Origin of the sequence: Burkholderia multivorans ATCC BAA-247, assembly GCF_000959525.1 — a bacterium.
GTDB classification, from domain to species: Bacteria; Pseudomonadota; Gammaproteobacteria; order Burkholderiales; family Burkholderiaceae; genus Burkholderia; species Burkholderia multivorans.
In genome coordinates this window covers 3,233,315-3,252,687 of sequence record NZ_CP009832.1, presented here as the reverse complement: position 1 = coordinate 3,252,687, position 19,373 = coordinate 3,233,315, and the positions used below count along the sequence as shown (strand labels likewise).

The 19,373-nt window shown below is 67.3% G+C and carries 16 protein-coding genes; 2 read left to right on the top strand and 14 right to left on the bottom strand.

Going from position 1 to position 19,373, the window contains the following annotated elements; all coding sequences use genetic code 11:
* Positions 1-23: 23 nt before the first annotated feature.
* From NP80_RS27580 to aceK, 4 genes are all read right to left on the bottom strand, one after another.
* The gene (locus tag NP80_RS27580; RefSeq protein ID WP_006407102.1) at positions 24-461 is read right to left on the bottom strand and encodes a YchJ family protein; all 438 of its coding nucleotides are present in this window, start codon (positions 459-461) and stop codon (positions 24-26) included.
* 39 nt (positions 462-500) lie between these two features.
* The gene (locus NP80_RS27575) at positions 501-1,178 is read right to left on the bottom strand and encodes an SDR family oxidoreductase (RefSeq protein WP_006407101.1); all 678 of its coding nucleotides are present in this window, start codon (positions 1,176-1,178) and stop codon (positions 501-503) included.
* 94 nt (positions 1,179-1,272) lie between these two features.
* Complete coding sequence (can, locus tag NP80_RS27570; protein WP_035488935.1) at positions 1,273-2,040, bottom strand: carbonate dehydratase; 768 nt, start codon at positions 2,038-2,040, stop codon at positions 1,273-1,275.
* Positions 2,041-2,093: 53 nt separating this feature from the next.
* The gene (aceK, locus tag NP80_RS27565) at positions 2,094-3,911 is read right to left on the bottom strand and encodes a bifunctional isocitrate dehydrogenase kinase/phosphatase (RefSeq protein ID WP_006407100.1); all 1,818 of its coding nucleotides are present in this window, start codon (positions 3,909-3,911) and stop codon (positions 2,094-2,096) included.
* Between the two features lie 315 nt (positions 3,912-4,226).
* Here aceK and NP80_RS27560 point away from each other — a divergent pair, with 315 nt between their 5' ends.
* Positions 4,227-5,306: an MBL fold metallo-hydrolase gene (locus tag NP80_RS27560; RefSeq protein ID WP_006410863.1), complete on the top strand. Its 1,080-nt coding sequence runs from the start codon at positions 4,227-4,229 to the stop codon at positions 5,304-5,306.
* Between the two features lie 82 nt (positions 5,307-5,388).
* Here the strand turns inward: NP80_RS27560 and NP80_RS27555 are convergent, their stop codons facing one another.
* From NP80_RS27555 to argS, 5 genes are all read right to left on the bottom strand, one after another.
* A complete protein-coding gene (locus NP80_RS27555; protein ID WP_006407097.1) occupies positions 5,389-6,984 on the bottom strand; it encodes an ABC transporter substrate-binding protein in 1,596 nt (531 codons plus the stop codon).
* A gap of 391 nt (positions 6,985-7,375) precedes the next feature.
* A complete protein-coding gene (locus NP80_RS27550) occupies positions 7,376-8,149 on the bottom strand; it encodes an SDR family oxidoreductase (protein ID WP_006410867.1) in 774 nt (257 codons plus the stop codon).
* A 19-nt stretch (positions 8,150-8,168) separates the two neighbouring features.
* Entirely contained in the window at positions 8,169-8,807 is a 639-nt protein-coding gene (locus tag NP80_RS27545; protein ID WP_006398112.1) for a thiol:disulfide interchange protein DsbA/DsbL, read from the bottom strand.
* Positions 8,808-8,876: 69 nt separating this feature from the next.
* Positions 8,877-9,761: an SPOR domain-containing protein gene (locus tag NP80_RS27540; RefSeq protein ID WP_035488825.1), complete on the bottom strand. Its 885-nt coding sequence runs from the start codon at positions 9,759-9,761 to the stop codon at positions 8,877-8,879.
* Between the two features lie 138 nt (positions 9,762-9,899).
* On the bottom strand, positions 9,900-11,696 hold the full coding sequence (argS, locus tag NP80_RS27535; RefSeq protein WP_006407094.1) for an arginine--tRNA ligase: 1,797 nt from the start codon (positions 11,694-11,696) through the stop codon (positions 9,900-9,902).
* Between the two features lie 201 nt (positions 11,697-11,897).
* On the opposite strand from argS, the gene NP80_RS27530 reads away from it, so the two are divergent.
* Entirely contained in the window at positions 11,898-12,221 is a 324-nt protein-coding gene (locus tag NP80_RS27530; RefSeq protein WP_006407093.1) for a DUF1840 domain-containing protein, read from the top strand.
* 106 nt (positions 12,222-12,327) lie between these two features.
* Here NP80_RS27530 and metH read toward each other — a convergent pair whose 3' ends face one another.
* The 5 genes from metH to NP80_RS27505 all read right to left on the bottom strand — a co-directional run bounded on the left by metH (position 12,328) and on the right by NP80_RS27505 (position 19,277).
* Positions 12,328-15,045, bottom strand: coding sequence for a methionine synthase (gene metH / locus NP80_RS27525; protein ID WP_006410865.1), 2,718 nt, complete (start codon positions 15,043-15,045; stop codon positions 12,328-12,330).
* Positions 15,046-15,091: 46 nt separating this feature from the next.
* Positions 15,092-16,162, bottom strand: a complete 1,071-nt coding sequence (locus NP80_RS27520; RefSeq protein ID WP_006398117.1) for a homocysteine S-methyltransferase family protein — start codon at positions 16,160-16,162, stop codon at positions 15,092-15,094.
* A 357-nt stretch (positions 16,163-16,519) separates the two neighbouring features.
* Positions 16,520-16,777: a BTH_I0359 family protein gene (locus NP80_RS27515; RefSeq protein ID WP_006398119.1), complete on the bottom strand. Its 258-nt coding sequence runs from the start codon at positions 16,775-16,777 to the stop codon at positions 16,520-16,522.
* A 242-nt stretch (positions 16,778-17,019) separates the two neighbouring features.
* A complete protein-coding gene (locus tag NP80_RS27510) occupies positions 17,020-18,318 on the bottom strand; it encodes a DUF3108 domain-containing protein (protein ID WP_045594369.1) in 1,299 nt (432 codons plus the stop codon).
* Positions 18,319-18,410: 92 nt separating this feature from the next.
* Entirely contained in the window at positions 18,411-19,277 is an 867-nt protein-coding gene (locus NP80_RS27505; RefSeq protein ID WP_006411622.1) for an IclR family transcriptional regulator, read from the bottom strand.
* Positions 19,278-19,373 lie beyond the last annotated feature (96 nt).

Sequence of the window (19,373 nt, the reverse complement as noted above, 5' to 3'; positions counted from 1 at the left end):
GCGTCTGACACAGCAAGTATTTGTCAGCGCTCGCTTACATCGCCGTCGACATAGCGCCAGAAACCGTGTTCGTCGCGCGTGAAGCGGCTCGTCTCGTGCAGCCGGTACGCGCGGCCGCCCACCTTGTAGCGGGCCACGAATTCGACCTCGGCATGCGTTTCGTCGAGCGTCGCGTGGCGTTTGATCGCGAGCCCGAGCCAGCGCGGCGCGTCGGGCGCGTCGGGGTCGATGTCGAGATCCGGCGGGCAAGTGCGCGCGTCCCAGGTCGCGCGCAGGTAGTCGACGGCGCCGAGCACGTAGGCGGTATACCGCGAACGCATCAACTCGAGTGCGCTCGGCGCGGGCGCGCCGCCGTCGATGAAGCGGCCGCAGCAGTCCGCATAGCGCGGCGGCGTGGCTTTGCCGCCCGTCGCGGGGGACGCGCCGCCGCACGGGCAGGCATCAGGTCGGTTCGGAATCATGCGTAACAGGAATTAACGACGAAGCGTTGTGAATGGCGATCACCAGCTCAGCTCTACGCCGTCGTACTGGAAGAATCGGCCGTTCGACTGCGAGACGTCGGCGCCGGCCTCGGCAATGACGCGGCGCATGCCCGTCACGCTCGTCGCCGGATCGATTGCGGCCTGCGCGCCGCCCATGTCGGTGCGCACCCAGCCCGGGTGCAGCGAAATGCAGGCGGCATGGCGCGTCTGCAGCGACGCGATGCGCAGCACGTCGTTCAGTGCGGCCTTGCTCGCGCGATAGAGCCAGCCGGTCGTGCCGGTCGCCTCCGAGATGCTGCCCATCCGGCTCGACACGACGGCGAGTACGCCGCGCGCGTCCTCGACGAGCGGCAGCAGGATCGGCAGCAATTGCATCGGCCCGCGCACGTTCGTATGCATGACCGTATCGAAATCGTCGGAGGCGATCGTCTCGACGCCTTCGGTGCGCGGCCCGTAGATGCCCGATACGACGACGGCCACATCGAGCCGTTCGCCGTCGAGCTGCCAGCCGAGCGCGGCGATCTGCTCGGGCTGCGTGATGTCGAGCGCATGCGCGTGCGCGCCGAGCGCGCGCAGCGCTGCGAGCGACGCGTCGTCGCGCGCGGTCGCGATCACGTTCCAGCCGTCGCGCCGGTATTGCCGGACGAACTCGCGGCCGAGGCCGCGCGATGCGCCGACGATCAGTACGGTTTTCATGTTCGCCGCTCCTTTTACGGTGCGATGCCGGCGCGTCGCGGGACGATCGCGGCGCGCGACGCGATGGGTGCGTCGCGACGCACGCGTTCGGCGCTCAGCAGTTGCCGTCGCCGTGCTTCAGCGTATCGGCGACCGACTGCGCGACCGCATCGAGCCGCGCGGCGTCGGCCGCGATGATGTCGTTGTCCGGCGCGTGTTCGCCGCGCGCGGTCAGCGACGCGACGCAGCGCCGATACGTCTCCTCGAGCGAATCGAAGTTCGACACGGCCATCCCGAGGTTGCGCATCCGGCCGTCGTGCACGCCGTACACGAGTGCATGCACGGTCAGCGACTGGCCGCGCGCCCATGCGTCGTTGACGATCGTCGTGCGGCAGACGTTGACGACCTGCTCGATCGCGTTCAGCTCGATCAGGCGGCGATAGCGCGCTTCGCCGACCGGCCATTCGTCGAGCAGCGCCGCGTGGCGCTCGCGCACGTCCTGCACGTGGTGCAGCCAGTTGTCGGCGAGGCCGACGCGGCGGTTGTGCAGGGCCGCGTTCACGCCCGAGCAGCCGTAGTGGCCGACCACCATGATGTGCTTCACGCGCAGGATGTCGACCGCGAACTGGATCACCGACAGGCAGTTCAGGTCGGTGTGGACGACGACGTTCGCGATGTTGCGGTGGACGAACACTTCGCCCGGCGGCAGGCCGATGATCTGGTTCGCCGGCACGCGCGAGTCGGAACAGCCGATCCACAGGTACTCCGGCGCCTGCTGATCGGCGAGGCGCGCGAAGAACTGCGGATCGTCGGCGAGTTGGCGCTTGACCCAGGCGTCGTTGTTGTCGAACAGGTGGGAGAGCGGGTGATCTTGGGTATTCATCGTGGTGGTGTCCGTCATCGTGAATCGTTCGATATCGGTTCGGGTGAAACACATCAGGCCGCACGCTGCGCGCCACGCGCCGGCGCACGCTCGGCCGTCGCGCCGAAGCGCTCCGGATAGCGTACGCAGAAGCGCAGCGACGCATCGTACGGAAAGAAATCGGGCAGTTCGCCCTGCAGCAGCTTGTCCTTGCTCGCCTGCCACAGCGCCGGATCGAAGAAGTCGGCGTGATGCTTGAGGAACGCGGCGCGCACGCGCGGATCGCCGAGCAGGAACGGACCGTAAGTCTCGGGAAAGATATCGTGCGGGCCGACGGTATACCACGGTTCGCCGGACAGCTCGTCTTCTTCGTTGCGCGGCGGCGGCACGCGGCGCACGTTGCAGTCGGTCAGGTACTCGATCTCGTCGTAGTCGTAGAACACGACGCGGCCGTGGCGCGTGACGCCGAAATTCTTGTACAGCATGTCGCCGGGGAAGATGTTGGCCTTCATCAACTCCTTCACCGCGTTGCCGTATTCCTTCACGCCGTGCTCGACTTCCGCGTCGGTGCCGTTCTGCAAATAGAGGTTCAGCGGCGTCATCCGGCGCTCGATGTACAGATGCTTGATCACGAGATTGTCGCCCTCGTACTCGAGCAGCGACGGGACTTCCTTCTCGAGTTCGCGCACCAGCGCGTGATCGAGCCGCGCGAGCGGCAGCGCGACGCTCGAATATTCGAGCGTGTCGGCCATGCGTCCGAGCCGGTCGTGGCGCTTCACGAGCAGATACTTCTCCATGATCTGCCGGCGTGTCGTTTCCTTCGGCGGCGGGAAGTGATCCTTGATGATCTTGAACACGTACGGGAACGACGGCAGCGTGAACACGAGCATCACGAGGCCCTTGATCCCCGGCGCGACGATGAAGCGGTCGCTCGAATGCGACAGGTGATGCAGCAGGTCGCGGTAGAACAGGTTCTTGCCCTGCTTCTGCAGCCCGACCGACGTGTAGATCTCGGCCTTCGGCTTGCCGGGCATGATCGTGCAGAGGAAATCGACGTACGCGGACGGCACGTCCATGTCGACGAGGAAGTACGAGTGCGAGAAGCTGAAGATGATCTGCAGCAGGTCGCGGCGCAGCAGCACGGTGTCGAGCGCGAGCAGTCCGGGCCGCACGTGGCGGATCGGCACCGCGAACGGCAGCACGCGATCGGCGTTGATGATGCGGCCGACGATGTACGCGCTCTTGTTGCGGAAGAACAGCGACGACAGCACGTGGATCTGGAAATTCGGCGCTTCGTCGAAGCGGCCGAATTCGTCGTGGATCGCCTGCATCACGCACGCGATGTCGCGCGCGAGATCCTCGAACGGCGGCTCGAGCTGGAAGTTCGTGACGATCCGTTCGAGCGTGACCGCCAGCCCGTCGGTGCCCGGATAGTACGCGCGATACGTCGGCTTCGCGGCCGGCTCGTCGTTCTCGAGGTATTCGGTCGAGATCGCCGGGCGCACGAAGATGAAGTCGTTGTTGAAATACGACCGGTGCAGGATCTTGCAGCACACCGAATTGAAGAAGGTTTCCGCGCACTCGGGCTGGCGGTGCGACGTCAGCAGACCGATGTAATGGAGCTTGATCTGCTGCCAGACTTCGTCGTCGATGCTCTCCGCGTCGTATTCGTCCTGCAGCACCTCGACGCACTCCTGCACGCGCTCGTCGTACGAGGTGATCCGCTCGCGCGCGAGCCGCTGCAGCCCATGCCAGTCGGCGCGCTCGAACAGCGCCTTCGCTTCGACGGCCGCTTCGCGGAAGATCCGGTAGTGGCGGTCGAAGTACTCGAGCATCGACTGTGCGACGTCGAAGCCGATCTGCGACGACAGCAGTTTGGGGAAGTGATTCATTGCGTGCAGGCTCGCTCAAAAGGGGCGGGGGACTGTTCGCTCCAGGCGCCATTTTAGCGCCCAAGTCGCCGTTTCCATGACACCCGGCGCGGCACGCCCGCGTGCGCGAATCGGCATGTTGGCGGCCGTTCGGCGCCGTTCGGAGCATCTTCGCGCAATGATGCCGCTACTGAGCCGATTCCGGCACGAACTTTTTTCGTGCGTCGGCGCCGCGCCCGCTACGGGTTTTGCGCCGCAGCGATAGAATCGACGCAACGCCCGCGGCGGCTTGGCCGTCCGCGCTTCGCACCGACATAACGACGAGACGCCCCACCGATGAACGCACTGGAACACCAACTCGACTATCCGTTCGCCGACACGCTGCCCGCTGCGGGCGACACGTTCGAGGTCGCGCCCGGCGTACGCTGGCTACGCATGCCGCTGCCGTTTTCGCTCGATCACATCAACCTGTGGCTGCTGCGTGACGAGATCGACGGGCAGGCCGGCTGGACCGTGGTCGACTGCGGGATCGCATCGGACGCGATCCGCACGCATTGGGAACAGATCTTCGACGCGCACCTCGACGGCCTGCCGGTGCTGCGCGTGATCGTCACGCACTGCCATCCCGATCACTTCGGTCTCGCGAACTGGCTCTGCGAAGGCGGCGACAAGCGGCGCTGGAACGTGCGGCTATGGATGACGCTCGGCGAATACATGTTCGGCTGCCTGATGGCGGCCGGCAACGGATCGAACGCAGGCGGCGCGGCTGCGGCCGACCATTTCGCGCGCCACGGGCTGACGGACGCCGCGTCGCTCGACAAGCTGCGCAACCGCCGCAGCTATTACTCGGACCTCGTGCCGGCCGTGCCGCCGCGCTACCGGCGCCTGCGCGACGGCGACGCCGTGACGATCGGCACGCGCACGTGGCGCGTCGTGACCGGCTACGGCCATTCGCCTGAACATTGCGCGCTGCACAGTGAAGCGGACGGCGTGCTGATTTCGGGCGACATGGTGCTGCCGCGGATCTCGACGAACGTGTCGGTGTTCGATCTGGAGCCGGAAGCGAACCCGCTCGCGCTCTATCTGCAGTCGCTCGGCCGCTACGAGACGATGGCGCCCGACACGCTCGTGCTGCCGTCGCACGGCAAGCCGTTTCGCGGCGTGCGCACGCGCATCGCGCAGCTGCGCGCGCATCACGACGCGCGGCTCGACGAAGTGCGCGTCGCGTGCGCGGAACGGCCGATGAGCGCGGCCGACATCGTGCCGATCATGTTCCGCCGCCGCGAGCTCGATATCCATCAGATGACGTTCGCGCTCGGCGAAGCGATCGCCCATCTGAACCTGCTGTGGCTGGCCGGCGAACTCGTACGCGAGCAGGGCGACGACGGCGTGCTGCGGTTCCGCATCGCGCGCTGAGCGAGCGCGCTTCTCGCCTCACGCGTGCACGGGCTGCATCGCGCCGCAGCGGCGCGAGCCGCTGCCCGCGCGTGCCGCGGCGTTACTGCACCGCGACCGTCGCGAAGTTCTGCCGTCCGAACGGACTCACGCGATAGCCGCTGACGTTCGCGCGCGTGAGGGCGGCGGCGGTCGGATAGCCGAGGGGAATCCACAGCGCCTGGTCGTGAATGATCTTCTGCGCGGATTCGTACAGTTTCGTGCGCTTGCCCTGATCGGCCGTCGCCTTGCCCTCGGCGATCAGCTTGTCGAGCTGCGCATCGCAGAAGCGCGCGAAGTTGATGCCCGACTTCACCGCGTTGCAGCTGAACAGCGGCGTCAGATAGTTGTCCGGATCGCCGTTGTCGCCGGCCCAGCCCATGAACAGCATGTCATGCTGGCCGAGCTTCGCCTGCTTGATCAGTTCGCCCCATTCGATGACCTTCACGTCGGCCTTCACGCCGATCTTCGCGAGGTCGGCCTGCAGCAGCTCGGCGCCCGCCTTCGGGTTCGGGTTCAGCACGCTGCCGGTCGGACGCGTCCAGATCGTCGTCGAGAAGCCGTTCGGGAAGCCGGCCTGCGCGAGCAGCTGCTTCGCCTTCGCCGGATCGTACGGATACGGCGCGACGTCCTTCGCGTAGCTCCACGTGTTCGGCGGATACGGGTTGTTGGCGGCCGTCGCGGTGTTGTCGAACACGACCTTCAGGTAGGTCGCGCGATCGAACGCGAGGTTCAGCGCTTCGCGCACCTTCGCGTTGTCGAGCGGCTTCTTCTGCGTGTTCAGCGCGACGAACGCCGTCATGAACGCGGGCGTCTGCACGACCTTCAGCGCGCTTTCGCCCTTCGCGGCAAGCACGTCCTGCGGCTTCGGCGACAGCGCGATCTGGCATTCGCCGGCCTTCAGCTTCTGCAGGCGAACCGACGGATCGGGCGTGATCGCGTAAATCAGCCGGTCGACCTTCGGCTTTGCGCCCCAGTACGACGGATTCACGTCGTAGCGGATCAGCGCGTCCTTCGTGTAGCTCTTCAGCACGAACGGGCCGGTGCCGATCGGCTTCGCGTTCAGGTCGACCTGCTTGCCGGCCTTCAGCAGCTGGTCCGCGTATTCGGCCGAGTAGATCGACGCGAAGCCCATCGTCAGGATCGGCACGAAGGTCGCGTTCGGTTCGTTCAGCACGAACTTCACCGTGAGATCGTCGACCTTCGAGACCGACTTCACGAGCTTCGCGAGCCCCATCGACTGCGCGTGCGGGAAGCCGCTCGCGCCGGCGACCTTGTGCCACGGATTCGCGTCGTCGAGCATCCGGCTGAATGTGAACACGACATCGTCGGCGTTGAGCGGGCGGCTCGGCTTGAAGTAGTCGGTCGTCTGGAACGCAACGTTCGGACGCAGATGGAACGTGTACGTGAGGCCGTCCGCGCTCGCTTCCCACTTGTCGGCGAGCGCCGGCGCGACCTTCTTCGCGGCTTCGTCGTACGACACGAGCGTGTTGAAGATCACGTCGGCCGACGCATTCGTCGTGACGAGCGAGTTGTACTGGACGACGTCGAAGCCGTCCGGGCTCGACTCGGTGCAGACGGTGAGCGGCTTGGCCGCGACGAGGCCGGGGGCGGCGAGTGCGGCGGCGACGGCGGCCGCGGCGAACAGCTTGACCTGCATGGAATCTCCCTCGTGACTTGTGCGTTCTGCGGATGACGAATGGCCGGCGCGCGATCACGGCGGCGGGCCGGCGCGGCTGCCGGATAGCATACCGTCAAAGCGCGCGCGGCGTGAAAAAAGGCGACCGAACGCGGCGAATTGGCGGGAATACGGCTGCGTTGGCGCCGGAACGGCTGCCGGGGCGGCGAAAGAGCGGTGGGTAGCGGTGCGGACAGCGGAGCGAGTAGCGGCGGTGCAGGGCCGTTGCGAACAGCGGAAAAGCGATCACACGGCAGTGCGACGAGATGCGATTCGGCAGGAGGAGCGCAAGCGTGAGAGGGCAACACCGCCATTGCACGCCCGCGTTCGACGCGCGTTGGTCGACGGCGCGCACGCCGAGCGGCGGGGAAAGTCAGTGCGCGCGGGCTCTCGGCTTGCGCGGCGCCTTTTCGAACAGACGGTCGTACAGCCAGCGCGGCAGCACGTGCAGCACCTTCGCGACGACGCCCATCTGCCACGGAATCACGCGGAACGCGTGCTTGCGCGCGATCGCGCGGGCCGCCTGGGCGGCGAACCGGTCGGCGTCCATCAGGAACGGCATCGGGTAAGGGTTGTGCTCGGTCATTGGCGTGCGGATGTAGCCGGGCGCGATCGTCACGACCGCGACACCGGCCCGGCGCAGTTCCACGCGTAGTGCCTCGAGATACTTGATCGCCGCCGATTTCGACGCGCTGTACGCACCGGAGCCGGGCAGCCCGCGCACGCCGGCAACGCTCGCGACGCCGACCAGCGTGCCGTGGCGCGCGGCCGTCATCGGACCGACGAACGGCTCGAACGTCGCGACCATGCCGTAGTAGTTGATGTCCATCACGTCGCGGAACGCGGCGAGATCGCCCTGGCCCGTCACCGCGCCCTGGCTGATGCCGGCGTTCGCGATCACGACGTCCGGGCAGCCGTGCGCGGCGATGAACGACGCGGCCGCGGCGGCGAGCGCGTCGGCATCGCGCACGTCGGCGCGGTAGACGGAAACGGAGAGTTTCGGAAAGCGTCGCGCGAACGCATCGAGTGCGTCGGTGCGTCGCGCGACGAGGGCGAGGACGGCGCCCTGGCGGGCGTATTCCTCGGCCATCGCGAGGCCGAGGCCGCTCGACGCGCCGGTGATGAAGACCTTCAGCGGAGTAGTCATGCCGGCGCGCGGGCGGGGATCAGAGCTTCTTGTCCTGAACCTGCTTCACGAGGAAGTCGAGCACCTGCGCGGTACCCGGGATGCTGTTCGTGTAGGCGGGGCCCGTCTTGTACTTGCCCTGGACGACGATCGTCGGCACGCCGTCGATCGCGTAGTTCTTCAGCAGCTCGGCCGACTGCTTGACCTGGCCTTGCACGCTGAACGAGTTGTACGCATCCATGAACTGCTTCTTGTCGACGCCCTGCGTCGCGAGGAAGTCGGCCTGTGCCTGCGGCGTCAGCAGATAGTTCTTCTGCTTGTGGATCGCGTTGAAGATCGCCGGCGTGACCTTCTCGGCGATGCCGAGCGCGGACACCGCGTAATAGAGCCGCGAGTGCGGCACGAAATCGTCGCGGAACGCGACCGGCACGCGCTTGAACTCGATGTTGCCGCCTTGCTTCTTCACCCACGCTTCGATCGTCGGCTCGAACTCGTAGCAGTGCGGGCAGCCGTACCAGAAGAACTCGATCACTTCGACCTTGCCGGCCGGCGCGGACACCGGCTGCGGCGACTTCATCACCTCGAAGTCCTTGCCGGCGACGGGCGCCGCCGGCGACGCCTGCGCGAAGCCGGCCGCGAGGCCCAGGGACAGAAGAAGCGTGCTAAGCAGTTTTTTCATGTTGTGTACGTCGAATCGGTTGTTCGGGTTACGAAACGTAACGGGTTCTGCGTGGGCGCGGCCGGATGCTTACTGCTTCGTGAAACGGATCACTGCCGTGTCGACACCAGCGTCGGACAGGCGCTGACGGGCCGAGTTCATATCCTCGAACTTCGAGAACGGGCCGACACGCACGCGGAAATACGTGACGCCGCTCACGTCGCGCTTCGACACCTTCGATTCGAAGCCCTGGAAGCCGAGACGCGCACGCTGCTGCTCGGCGTCGCTTTCGGTCTTGTAAGCGCCGACCTGCAGGAAGTAGCCCGTGTTCGCATCGTTCGCGGTCGGCGGCTTCGCCGCAGCGGTGGTCGACGAGGTCGACGAGGTCGGCGACGTCGGCTTCGCCGTGTTCGCCGCCTGCTGTTGCTGCTGCTGTTGCTTCTGCGCGGCGGCCTGCTGCTGCGCCTGCTTTTGTGCGGCGAAACGTCCGAGGTCGTCGTCGGCCGCGGGCGGCTGCGGCTTCTTCGGCGGCGGATTGTCGGCGGTCTTCGGCGGGACCGCGACACCGTTGTTCGACCCGTTGTTCGACGCCGTCGTGCCGCTCGACCCGGTGCTGCCGGTGTTGCCCGACGGCGGCACTTCGACGATCTGCGGCTCGGGCAGCAGCCCGCCTTGCGTCTGGTTCGCGGCCTGACCCGGCGCGGTGTTCGGCGGCGCCGGCTGCGCGGCTTGCGGGACCGGCTGGCCCGGCGTCTTGCCTTGCAGCGCGCGGTTCGGATCGAACGGCTGCGCCTGGCTCGCGCCGTTGTCGGCGGGCGGCGGCGCGACCTTCGACACGAACGGCGACGGCGAACGCGTGATATAGAGCGCCACCACCACGGCGATCGCGAGGCCGACGATCAGGCCCAGCACGATGCCCAGAAATGTTCCTCCGGCTTGTTTCGATTGCTTCGACGTGCGGCGTGGTTGTGCCATTGCTTGAGTCACCTGCAAAAAGAATCGTGAAAAGGTCGCGGCACGCACACCTGCGCACGCGTGCCTGCCGGAGGCACGCATGCGGCGCGTGCGCGCCGCGGGCGCTGCCGCGGCCGTTCGCCGGCCGCGTCGGGCCGCTTACATCTTGGCGGGCGCGGACACGCCGAGCATCGCCAGCCCGTTCTCGAGCACCTGCCGCGTGGCCGCGAGCAGCGCGGCGCGCGCGTTGCGCGGCGCTTCGTCGTCGACCAGCACGCGCTCCGCATTGTAGAACGAGTGGAATTCGCCAGCGAGATCGCGCAGGTAGAACGCGACCGCATGCGGCGCGAGCTCGTTCGCCGCGTGCGTGAGCATGTCCGGATACTCGGCGAGCTTCTGCATCAGCGACGCGGCCTGCGGGCTCGTGAGCTGCGACAGGTCCGCCTGCGGCAGTTGCGCGAGCTCGCCGTTGTAGCGCGACTTCCACTCGTTGAGCACCGAGCAGATCCGCGCATGCGCGTACTGCACGTAGTAGACCGGGTTTTCGTCGTTCTGTTTCAGCGCGAGATCGATGTCGAACACGAACTCGGTATCGGCCTTGCGCGAGATCAGGAAGAAGCGCACCGCGTCGCGGCCGCGCGTGATGGTCGCTTCGTCGATCAGATCGGGCGCCGCCTCCTGGCCCGGCGCCGCGCCGCCCGACCATTCGATCAGGTCGCGCACCGTCACGTAGCTGCCCGCGCGCTTCGAGATCTTCACTTCCTGGCCGTCGCGCATCACGGTGACCATCTTGTGCAGCACGTAGTCGGGGTAGCCCTTCGGGATGCCGATGTGCAGCCCCTGCAGGCCGGCGCGCACGCGCGCGATCGTGCCGTGGTGGTCGGAGCCCTGGATGTTGATGACCTTCGTGAAGCCGCGCTCCCACTTCGTCACGTGATACGCGACGTCCGGCACGAAGTACGTATACGTGCCGTCGGACTTGCGCATCACGCGGTCCTTGTCGTCGCCTTCGTCGGTCGTGCGCAGCCACAGCGCGCCGTCCTGCTCGTAGGTCATGCCGGCCTTGATCAGCGCGTCGACCGTCTTCTCGACGCGGCCCTCGCTGTACAGCGACGATTCGAGATAGTACTGGTCGAACTTCACGCCGAACGCCTGCAGATCCATGTCCTGCTCGCGGCGCAGATACGCGACCGCAAACTTGCGGATCGCGTCGAGATCGTCGACGTCGCCGGCGCCCTTCACGGGCTCGCCGTCCTTCGCGGCGACCGTCTCGCCGTTCATGTAGTCGCGCGCGATGTCGGCGATGTATTCGCCGTTGTAGGCGGCTTCCGGCCAGCCGGCGTCGCCGGGCTTCAGCCCGCGCGCACGCGCCTGCGTCGAGATCGCGAGGTTGCCGATCTGCGCGCCCGCGTCGTTGTAGTAGAACTCGCGGTGCACCGCATAGCCCTGGCTCGCGATCACGTTCGCGAGCGCATCGCCGAGCGCTGCCTGACGGCCGTGGCCGACGTGCAGCGGGCCGGTCGGGTTCGCCGACACGAATTCGAGCAGCACGCGCTTGCCCTTTTCGCGATCCGACGTGCCGAACGCGCGGCCCTGCTCGAGCACCGCGCCGATCACGGCCTGCTTGGCCGCGGCGCTGAGCCGCAGGTTGATGAAGCCGGGACCGGCGATCTCGGCGCTCTCGACGAGGCCTTGCGCGCCCGGCTGCGCGGTGAGCGCCGCGACGATTTTCTCGGCGAGCTGGCGCGGATTCGTGCCGAGCGGCTTCGCGAGCTGCATCGCGACGTTGCATGCGACGTCGCCGTGCGCGGCAACCTTCGGTCGCTCGAGCGTGATCGCGGGGGCGACGAACGCGACGCCGGCGTTTGCCGCGTCGGCGCCTTTCAGCGCGTGTGCGACCTGCTGAACGCTATCCGCGAGCAGGGCTTCGAGGGTCTGTTTTTGTGCTGGCAGCATGCTGATAGGAGGCTTCGTTGGTGGCGGACGGCCGGGCCGGCCCGCCGGCGCGCCGCAGCGGCGCGCGTTTCAGGGATCGCAGAATTTTAACAGGTGCTAATATGCCGCTCAGGCGCCCCGCGTCCGCGAGGCCGGACGCCGGTCTGCCGGCGTTCCGCAACGCGGGCCCCGCAGGCACAACAAGATGAAAAGGGAATTGTCATGATTACGTTCAAGAGCAAGGCGGCACAGGATCTCGACGTGCTGAAGGATTTCGCCGTGTATGTGCTGGGCCTCGTCGGCAAGCAACTCGGCGAACGCGGCGTGATTACGCACGACGAACTCGATCACGCGATCGCGAAGCTGGAAGACGCGGTCGCGCAGGCGAAGCAGGAGCGCGCCGAGCACGCCGGCCATTTCCATGAAGACGACGCCGACCACGCGCACCACGAAGTGCCGCCGAGCCTCGCGCAGCGCGTCGCGCCGTTCCTCGCGATGCTGCGCGAAGCGAAGGCCGCTCAGGCCGACGTGCACTGGGGCTTCTGAGCGCCACTGCGACCGCCGCCGTCCGCACGAGCCGCAACGAAGCAAAAAGCCCGCGTTCGCGCGGGCTTTTTTTGTCTGACGAAACGGCCGCGGCGCGCGGCCGCATTCAGAGCTGCGGCGCGAGCGCGCGGCGCGCGTCGTCGAGCGACAGCGCCATCCGGCGCGCGTAGTCCTCGAGCTGATCCTGACCGATTTTCCCGACCGAGAAGTAGCGGCTGTCCGGATGCGCGAGATAGAAGCCCGACACGCTCGCGGCCGGCAGCATCGCCAGCGAATCGGTGACGCTCATGCCGATCTCGTCCGCGTGCAGCGCGGCAAACATGTCGCGTTTGACGAGGTGGTCCGGGCATGCCGGATAGCCGGGCGCGGGGCGGATGCCCGTGTACTTTTCGGCGATCAGTGCGTCGTTGTCGAGCGTCTCGTCGCTCGCATAGCCCCACAGCTCGCGGCGCACGCGCGCGTGCATCGCTTCGGCGAACGCTTCCGCGAAGCGGTCCGCGAGCGCCTTCAGCATGATCGCGCTGTAGTCGTCGTGATCGGCTTCGAACTGCTTTTCCTTCGCATCGACACCGAGGCCGGCCGTCACCGCGAACATCCCGATGTAGTCGGCGACGCCCGATTCCTTCGGCGCGATGAAGTCGGCGAGCGAGCGGTTCGGCCGCATCACGCCGTCGACGACGGGACGCACGCTCTGCTGGCGCAGGTTGCGCCACGTGAGCAGCACGTCGGTGCGCGATTCGTCGGTGTAGATCTCGATGTCGTCGTCGTTGACGCTATTCGCCGGCAGCAGCGCGATCACGCCGTTCGCGGTCAGCCAGCGACCCTGGATCAGCCGCGCGAGCATCGACTTCGCGTCGGAGAACACGCGGCGCGCCGATTCGCCGACGATCTCGTCGTTCAGGATCGCCGGGTACGGGCCCGCGAGATCCCAGGTCTGGAAGAACGGACCCCAGTCGATGAAGTTCGCGAGTTCGTTCAGGTCGTAGTTCCTGAATACGCGGCGGCCGATGAACTTCGGCTTCACCGGCGTGTAGTTCGCCCAGTCGATCTTCGTCTTGTTCGCGCGCGCCTCGGCGAGCGTCACCATCGGCTGCGCCTTGCGGTTCGCGTGCTGATCGCGGATCCGCTCGTAGTCGGCCTTCAGCTCGTCGAGGTACTTGGCCGCGCCTTCGTCGGACAGCAGGCTCGATGCGACCGACACCGAGCGCGACGCATCGGGCACGTAGACGACCGGGCCCTCGTAGTTCGGCGCGATCTTCACGGCCGTGTGCACGCGCGACGTGGTCGCGCCGCCGATCAGCAGCGGAATCTTCTTCACGCGGAAATAGTCGTCGCGCTGCATTTCGGAGGCAACGTAGGCCATTTCCTCGAGGCTCGGCGTGATCAGGCCGGACAGCCCGATGATGTCCGCGCCTTCGACCTTCGCCTTCGCGAGGATCTCGTTGCACGGCACCATCACGCCCATGTTGACGACTTCGAAGTTGTTGCACTGGAGCACGACCGACACGATGTTCTTGCCGATGTCGTGCACGTCGCCCTTGACGGTCGCGATCACGATCTTGCCCTTCGCGCGCACGTCGCCGCCCGCTTCCGCGAGCAGCCGCTTTTCTTCCTCGATGAACGGGATCAGATGGGCGACCGCCTGCTTCATCACGCGCGCGGACTTCACGACCTGCGGCAGGAACATCTTGCCCTGGCCGAACAGGTCGCCGACGATGTTCATGCCGTCCATCAGCGGCCCCTCGATCACGTTGATCGGGCGGCCGCCGGCCGCGGCGATCTTCACGCGCGCTTCCTCGGTATCCTCGACGATGAAGTTCGTGATGCCGTGCACGAGCGCGTGCGCGAGCCGCTTCTCGACCGGCTGGTTGCGCCACTCGAGGTTCTCTTCCTTCTTCGCGGCGCCGGTCTTGAACTTGTCGGCGATCTCGAGCAGCCGGTCGGTGGAGTCGGGGCGGCGGTTCAGGATCACGTCCTCGACGCGCTCGCGCAGCTCCGGATCGAGATCCGCATACACGCCGAGCTGGCCCGCGTTGACGATCCCCATGTCCATCCCGGCCTGGATCGCGTGGTAGAGGAACACCGTGTGGATCGCCTCGCGCACCGGATCGTTGCCGCGGAACGAGAACGACACGTTCGAGACGCCGCCGCTCACCTTTGCGTACGGCAGGTTCTGCTTGATCCAGCGCGTCGCTTCGATGAAGTCGACCGCGTAGTTGTTGTGCTCCTCGATGCCGGTCGCGACCGCGAAGATGTTCGGATCGAAGATGATGTCCTCGGGCGGAAAGCCGCAGCGGTTCACGAGCACGTCGTAGGAACGCCGGCAGATTTCGGTCTTGCGCGCGAACGTGTCGGCCTGGCCCTGCTCGTCGAATGCCATCACGACGGCCGCCGCGCCGTAGCGGCGGATCAGCTTCGCGTGATGGACGAACGCGTCCTCGCCTTCCTTCAGCGAGATCGAGTTCACGATCGCCTTGCCCTGCACGCACTTGAGACCGGCCTCGATCACGTCCCACTTCGACGAGTCGATCATGATCGGCACGCGCGCGATGTCCGGCTCCGACGCGATCAGATTCAGGAAGCGCACCATCGCCGCCTTCGAATCGAGCATCGCCTCGTCCATGTTGACGTCGATCACCTGCGCGCCGTTTTCGACCTGCTGGCGCGCGACCGCGAGCGCCTCGTCGAACTGGCCGTTGAGGATCATCCGGGCGAACGCCTTCGAGCCGGTGACGTTGGTGCGTTCGCCGACGTTGATGAAGAGCGTTCCGGACGTGACGTTGAACGGCTCGAGGCCGGCAAGGCGCATCGTGTGATCGGTCATGGCGGTGCGAATTCGTGTAATGAGGGGCGTGCTTCGGGCAGTCGGATCAGGCGGCTTCGCTGTACTGGCTCGGCCAGCGGCGCGGCTTCACGTCGGCGAGCGCCTTCGCGATCTCGGCGATGTGCTCGGGCGTCGTGCCGCAGCAGCCGCCGGCGAGGTTCACGAGGCCGGCTTGCGCGAACTCGCGCAGCAGCCCCGACGTGACGTCGGGCGTCTCGTCGAAGCCGGTTTCGGCCATCGGGTTCGGCAGGCCCGCGTTCGGATAGCACGAGACGAACGTGTCGCAGAGCTTCGCGAGCTCGGCGATGTACGGGCGCATCAGCGCCGCGCCGAGTGCGCAGTTCAGGCCGAACGTGAGCGGCTTCGCGTGGCGCAGCGAATTCCAGAACGCCTCGACGGTCTGGCCCGACAGGATGCGGCCCGACGCGTCGGTCACGGTGCCCGAGATCATGATCGGCAGACGCTCGCCGGTGTCCTCGAACAGCTGGTCGAGCGCGAACAGCGCGGCCTTCGCGTTCAGCGTGTCGAAGATCGTCTCGACGAGGAACAGATCGACGCCGCCGTCGAGCAGCGCCTTCGCCTGCATGTAGTACGCGTCGCGCAGCTCGTCGAACGTCACGTTGCGCGCGCCCGGATCGTTGACGTCGGGCGAGATGCTCGCCGTCTTTGGCGTCGGCCCGATCGCGCCGGCGACGAAGCGCGGCTTGTCGGGCGTCGCGTACTGCGCGGCCGACGCGCGCGCGAGCTTCGCCGATTCGACGTTCATCTCGACGACGAGGTCTTCCATCCCGTAGTCGGCCTGCGCGACCGTCGTCGCGCCGAACGTATTGGTTTCGACGATGTCGGCGCCCGCCGCGAAGTACTGGTCGTGGATCTCGCGGATCACCTGCGGCTGCGTGATCGACAGCAGCTCGTTATTGCCCTTCACGTCGCGCGGGAAATCCTTGAAGCGCTCGCCGCGATACGCGGCTTCGTCGAGCTTGTAGCGCTGGATCATCGTGCCCATCGCGCCGTCGAGGATCAGGATCCGCGATTTCAGCAGCGCGGGCAGTTCGGCGCCGCGCGTGTAGGACGCGTCGAGCGGGGCGGCGGAAGCGGCGGTAGGAGTCGCGGACATGGCGAAAGAGCGGCGAAGACGGGAAACCGACATTGTAGCCGGTGCGCCGCGCGGCCGCCTGGCCTCGCGCGGCGCGGCGCGGCCCGCGATGCGTGGCGCCGGGCGTATGGCGCGTGGCGCGTGGCGTGACGCGCGACCGGCGCGGCTCAGGAGGCGGGGCGTGCCGCAGCTGCACGGTCGCGCGTTCGACGGCGGCGTGCGACGCGCGATGCGTTGCCCGCGCAACCGATGCGCGGCGCGGCCATCAAACGAAAAGCCCCGGCCCGGCGAACCGGGCAGGGGCATGATCGGAGTGCTCGCACGCCGCGCGATGCGCGGCAAATGGCCCGGTCGCGCATCGCGCCGGGCCGTGAGCCGTCAGTGGAGGACGACGGGCATCATCATCAGGCTGTCGAACTGTCCGAGGAATTCGTCGACTTCATCGAGCGTCGGCTCTTCCTCGATCAGCTGCTTCACGTGCTCGCGGAACCGCTCGGCCAGTTCGCCGTCGATGAAAATCTCGCGCTGCGCGTTCTTGTCGACGATTTCGTATCCACCGGCATTCATCAGATGGTGGCCGGCCTGCGGCGCAAATTCGACGACGCAGTAGTTGGGGCTGTTGTAGATCATTTGCATGGCGGCACTCCTCTTCGCAGTGGCATCTGGCCTTGTTGTCCCCTACGTGGGGCAGCCTTCGCCGGTTTCAAGGGGCTTGTGCTGCACACCCCGTTCCCGTGTTGCGGGGTGTCTCGGTTAGAAACCGATACTTATCAAACGTTTCCTATTGTCGGCCGGTGCACTGAAATAGTTGTTAAAGAATGTCATCGGCCATTTCACGACGATCTTTAATCGGTCGAAATTGCCGATTTCGCGTCGTTTTACGGCGTGCCGGGTGCCGATGCGACCGGCTCGGCGGGCGCGGGCGGCGGTTGCGCGGGCACCGATGCGGACGCGACAGGCGTCGATGCGTCGGCCGTCGCCGGCTCGGGCGGCGTCGCGGCCGCAGGCGCGTTCATTGCGGCGGCCGATGCCGCGGCGGCCGATGCCGCGGCGGCCGATGTCGCGGCGGCCGGTGCCGCGTCGGCGGGCTTGTCGGGCGGTGCGAGCGGGCCGTGCCACAGCAGTTCGATCTGCGCGCCATTCGGCTCGGTCTGCACGAGCCGCACCGGCAGCCAGCCGACCGACGGCGCGAGCCACATGTCGATGCGTCGCGTGTCGCCGTCGCGGCGCGGCAGCCGCATGAAATGGCGCGCCTGCACGATGCCGCCCTGCGTCTGCACCGATTCGTCGCCGATCACCGCGATCGGCCAGTTCTCGCCGCTGTTGTTGTCGATCACGAAGAACTGTTGCGTGACGCCCGGCTTGTACGCGGACGGATTGCCGCGCACGAGGCTCGACAGTTGGATCAGCATGCTGAAGCGGTCCTGCACGCCGTCGGGCAGCGGCGCGTTGTTCGGCGTGCGCGTGAATACGACCTGATGCTGCTCGCGATTGAAGACCGCGATGTCCTCGGGCCGCCGGCCGCGCTTTTCGACGTAGCGGTCGGGCGCGAGGCCGAAGGCGTCGATGCGGCCCTCGCTGCGGTAGTCGAACGGCCCGATGAACGGCACGGGCATCGACACCGACAGATCGTACGTGCGTCCGTCGGTGCGCCAGTGGATCGTACCGATCATGTTTTGCATCCCGTTGTAGAACGTGTCGTATTGCAGGTCGCCGGACGGCGGCACCGCGAACTTCACGCCGTGCGTCGCGGGGCCGGGCGTGGCCGCGCCGCTTGCGCCGGCGGGCGCCGATGCGGGCTGCGCCGACGATGCGCCGGGCACGCCGCTCGCGGCCGACGCGGCGGCCGGCGGGGCGCCGTGCGCGTCGGTCTGCGTCGACGTCAAGACCTGCTCCTGCGCCGCCGCGCGCGCCGGCTTGGGCGCGGCCGGCCCAGGCGCGGCCGGCGCTGCATGCGCAGGCGGCTGCGGCGCGGGCGCGCGCTCGATCGGCTGCGTTTTCAGCAATTCGACCTGGACCGGCACGTCGGCCGGCGGCGTCGGCGTGAACGACTCGCGGTTGCGCACGAGCCACAGCGCGGCGAGCGCGTGCAGCACGAGCGCGACGACGAGCGCAACGCCCACGCGCCGCCAGCGGCGGAGCGAAGCGGGACGAGGACGGGTGTCGGCGTGCGGCATCGGCAGTCGGAACGGGGGTGGGACGCGCGACGCGCGCGTCATCGCACGTCGGACCGTCGGATGCGCCGCGCGTTCGCGGCGCGTCGCGCGCATCAGGCGTCGCGCGCGACCGGACTATAGCCGAGTTCGTACGACAGCTTGCGCGCGCATGCGCGCAGCGCGGTGTCGATTTCGCCGCCCCACGCGATGTCGAACGTGCCTTCGTGGCCGAGTGCGACGATCCCGAGCGCGAGTTCGCCGACCGCATCGAACACCGGCATGCAGAACGCGTGAATGGTCGGCAGCAGCATGCCTTCGACGCGCGCCGCCTCGTGCGTGCGCACGTCCGCGAGCATCGCTTCGACCTCGTCGAGCGTGCGCGGGCCGCCGTGATGCGGCGAGCGCCGCGTGTCGGCGAGTTCGCGTTCGAGCATCGCGGCGGTCTTGCTGCGCGGCAGATAGGCAGCGAACAGCAGGCCCGTCGCGGAGCCGAGCAGCGGCATCACGTCGCCGAGCTTCAGCGACGCCTTCGCCGGATGGCTCGATTCCATCCAGTGCACGATCGTCGGCCCCTGATTGCCCCATACGGCGATGCCGACCGTCTGGTCGAGCCGATCGCGGAATTCGGTCAGCGCGATACGCGCGAGCTTCACGCCGTCGACGCGCGCGAGCCGCGCGAGCCCCATCTGCAGCGCGAAGCCGCCGAGCTCGTAGCGCCCCGACACAGGGTCCTGCGACACGACGCCGAGCCGCAGGAAGCTCACGAGATAGCGGTGCGCCTTCGCAGGGCTCATGCCCGCGCGCTGCGCGAGATCGCGCAGCATCATCGCGCGCGGCTCGCTCGTCAGCACGTCGAGCAGCCGGAAGCCGACCTCGATCGACTGGATGCCCGAGCGCACCTTCTCGCCGTGCTCGCCGGCTGCGGCGTCGTCGGTGTCGGAATCGGCGAGTTCGTCGTCGGGAAGCGGGCTGGCGGACATGGAAGCAGGGCGCGGAACGCGGCAAGGATCGGGACGGAAGCGGCGCGCGAGAGACTCCCGCGCCGCGCGGATTCACCATCGTAAAATAGATTCCCT

Excerpts from the sequence above, each read along its gene's own strand:
- NP80_RS27580 (WP_006407102.1), bottom strand. The coding sequence starts at position 461 with ATGATTCCGAACCGACCTGATGCCTGCCCGTGCGGCGGCGCGTCCCCC.
- NP80_RS27575 (WP_006407101.1), bottom strand. The coding sequence starts at position 1,178 with ATGAAAACCGTACTGATCGTCGGCGCATCGCGCGGCCTCGGCCGCGAG.
- can (WP_035488935.1), bottom strand. The coding sequence starts at position 2,040 with ATGAATACCCAAGATCACCCGCTCTCCCACCTGTTCGACAACAACGAC.
- aceK (WP_006407100.1), bottom strand. The coding sequence starts at position 3,911 with ATGAATCACTTCCCCAAACTGCTGTCGTCGCAGATCGGCTTCGACGTC.
- NP80_RS27560 (WP_006410863.1), top strand. The coding sequence starts at position 4,227 with ATGAACGCACTGGAACACCAACTCGACTATCCGTTCGCCGACACGCTG.
- NP80_RS27555 (WP_006407097.1), bottom strand. The coding sequence starts at position 6,984 with ATGCAGGTCAAGCTGTTCGCCGCGGCCGCCGTCGCCGCCGCACTCGCC.
- NP80_RS27550 (WP_006410867.1), bottom strand. The coding sequence starts at position 8,149 with ATGACTACTCCGCTGAAGGTCTTCATCACCGGCGCGTCGAGCGGCCTC.
- NP80_RS27545 (WP_006398112.1), bottom strand. The coding sequence starts at position 8,807 with ATGAAAAAACTGCTTAGCACGCTTCTTCTGTCCCTGGGCCTCGCGGCC.
- NP80_RS27540 (WP_035488825.1), bottom strand. The coding sequence starts at position 9,761 with ATGGCACAACCACGCCGCACGTCGAAGCAATCGAAACAAGCCGGAGGA.
- argS (WP_006407094.1), bottom strand. The coding sequence starts at position 11,696 with ATGCTGCCAGCACAAAAACAGACCCTCGAAGCCCTGCTCGCGGATAGC.
- NP80_RS27530 (WP_006407093.1), top strand. The coding sequence starts at position 11,898 with ATGATTACGTTCAAGAGCAAGGCGGCACAGGATCTCGACGTGCTGAAG.
- metH (WP_006410865.1), bottom strand. The coding sequence starts at position 15,045 with ATGACCGATCACACGATGCGCCTTGCCGGCCTCGAGCCGTTCAACGTC.
- NP80_RS27520 (WP_006398117.1), bottom strand. The coding sequence starts at position 16,162 with ATGTCCGCGACTCCTACCGCCGCTTCCGCCGCCCCGCTCGACGCGTCC.
- NP80_RS27515 (WP_006398119.1), bottom strand. The coding sequence starts at position 16,777 with ATGCAAATGATCTACAACAGCCCCAACTACTGCGTCGTCGAATTTGCG.
- NP80_RS27510 (WP_045594369.1), bottom strand. The coding sequence starts at position 18,318 with ATGCCGCACGCCGACACCCGTCCTCGTCCCGCTTCGCTCCGCCGCTGG.
- NP80_RS27505 (WP_006411622.1), bottom strand. The coding sequence starts at position 19,277 with ATGTCCGCCAGCCCGCTTCCCGACGACGAACTCGCCGATTCCGACACC.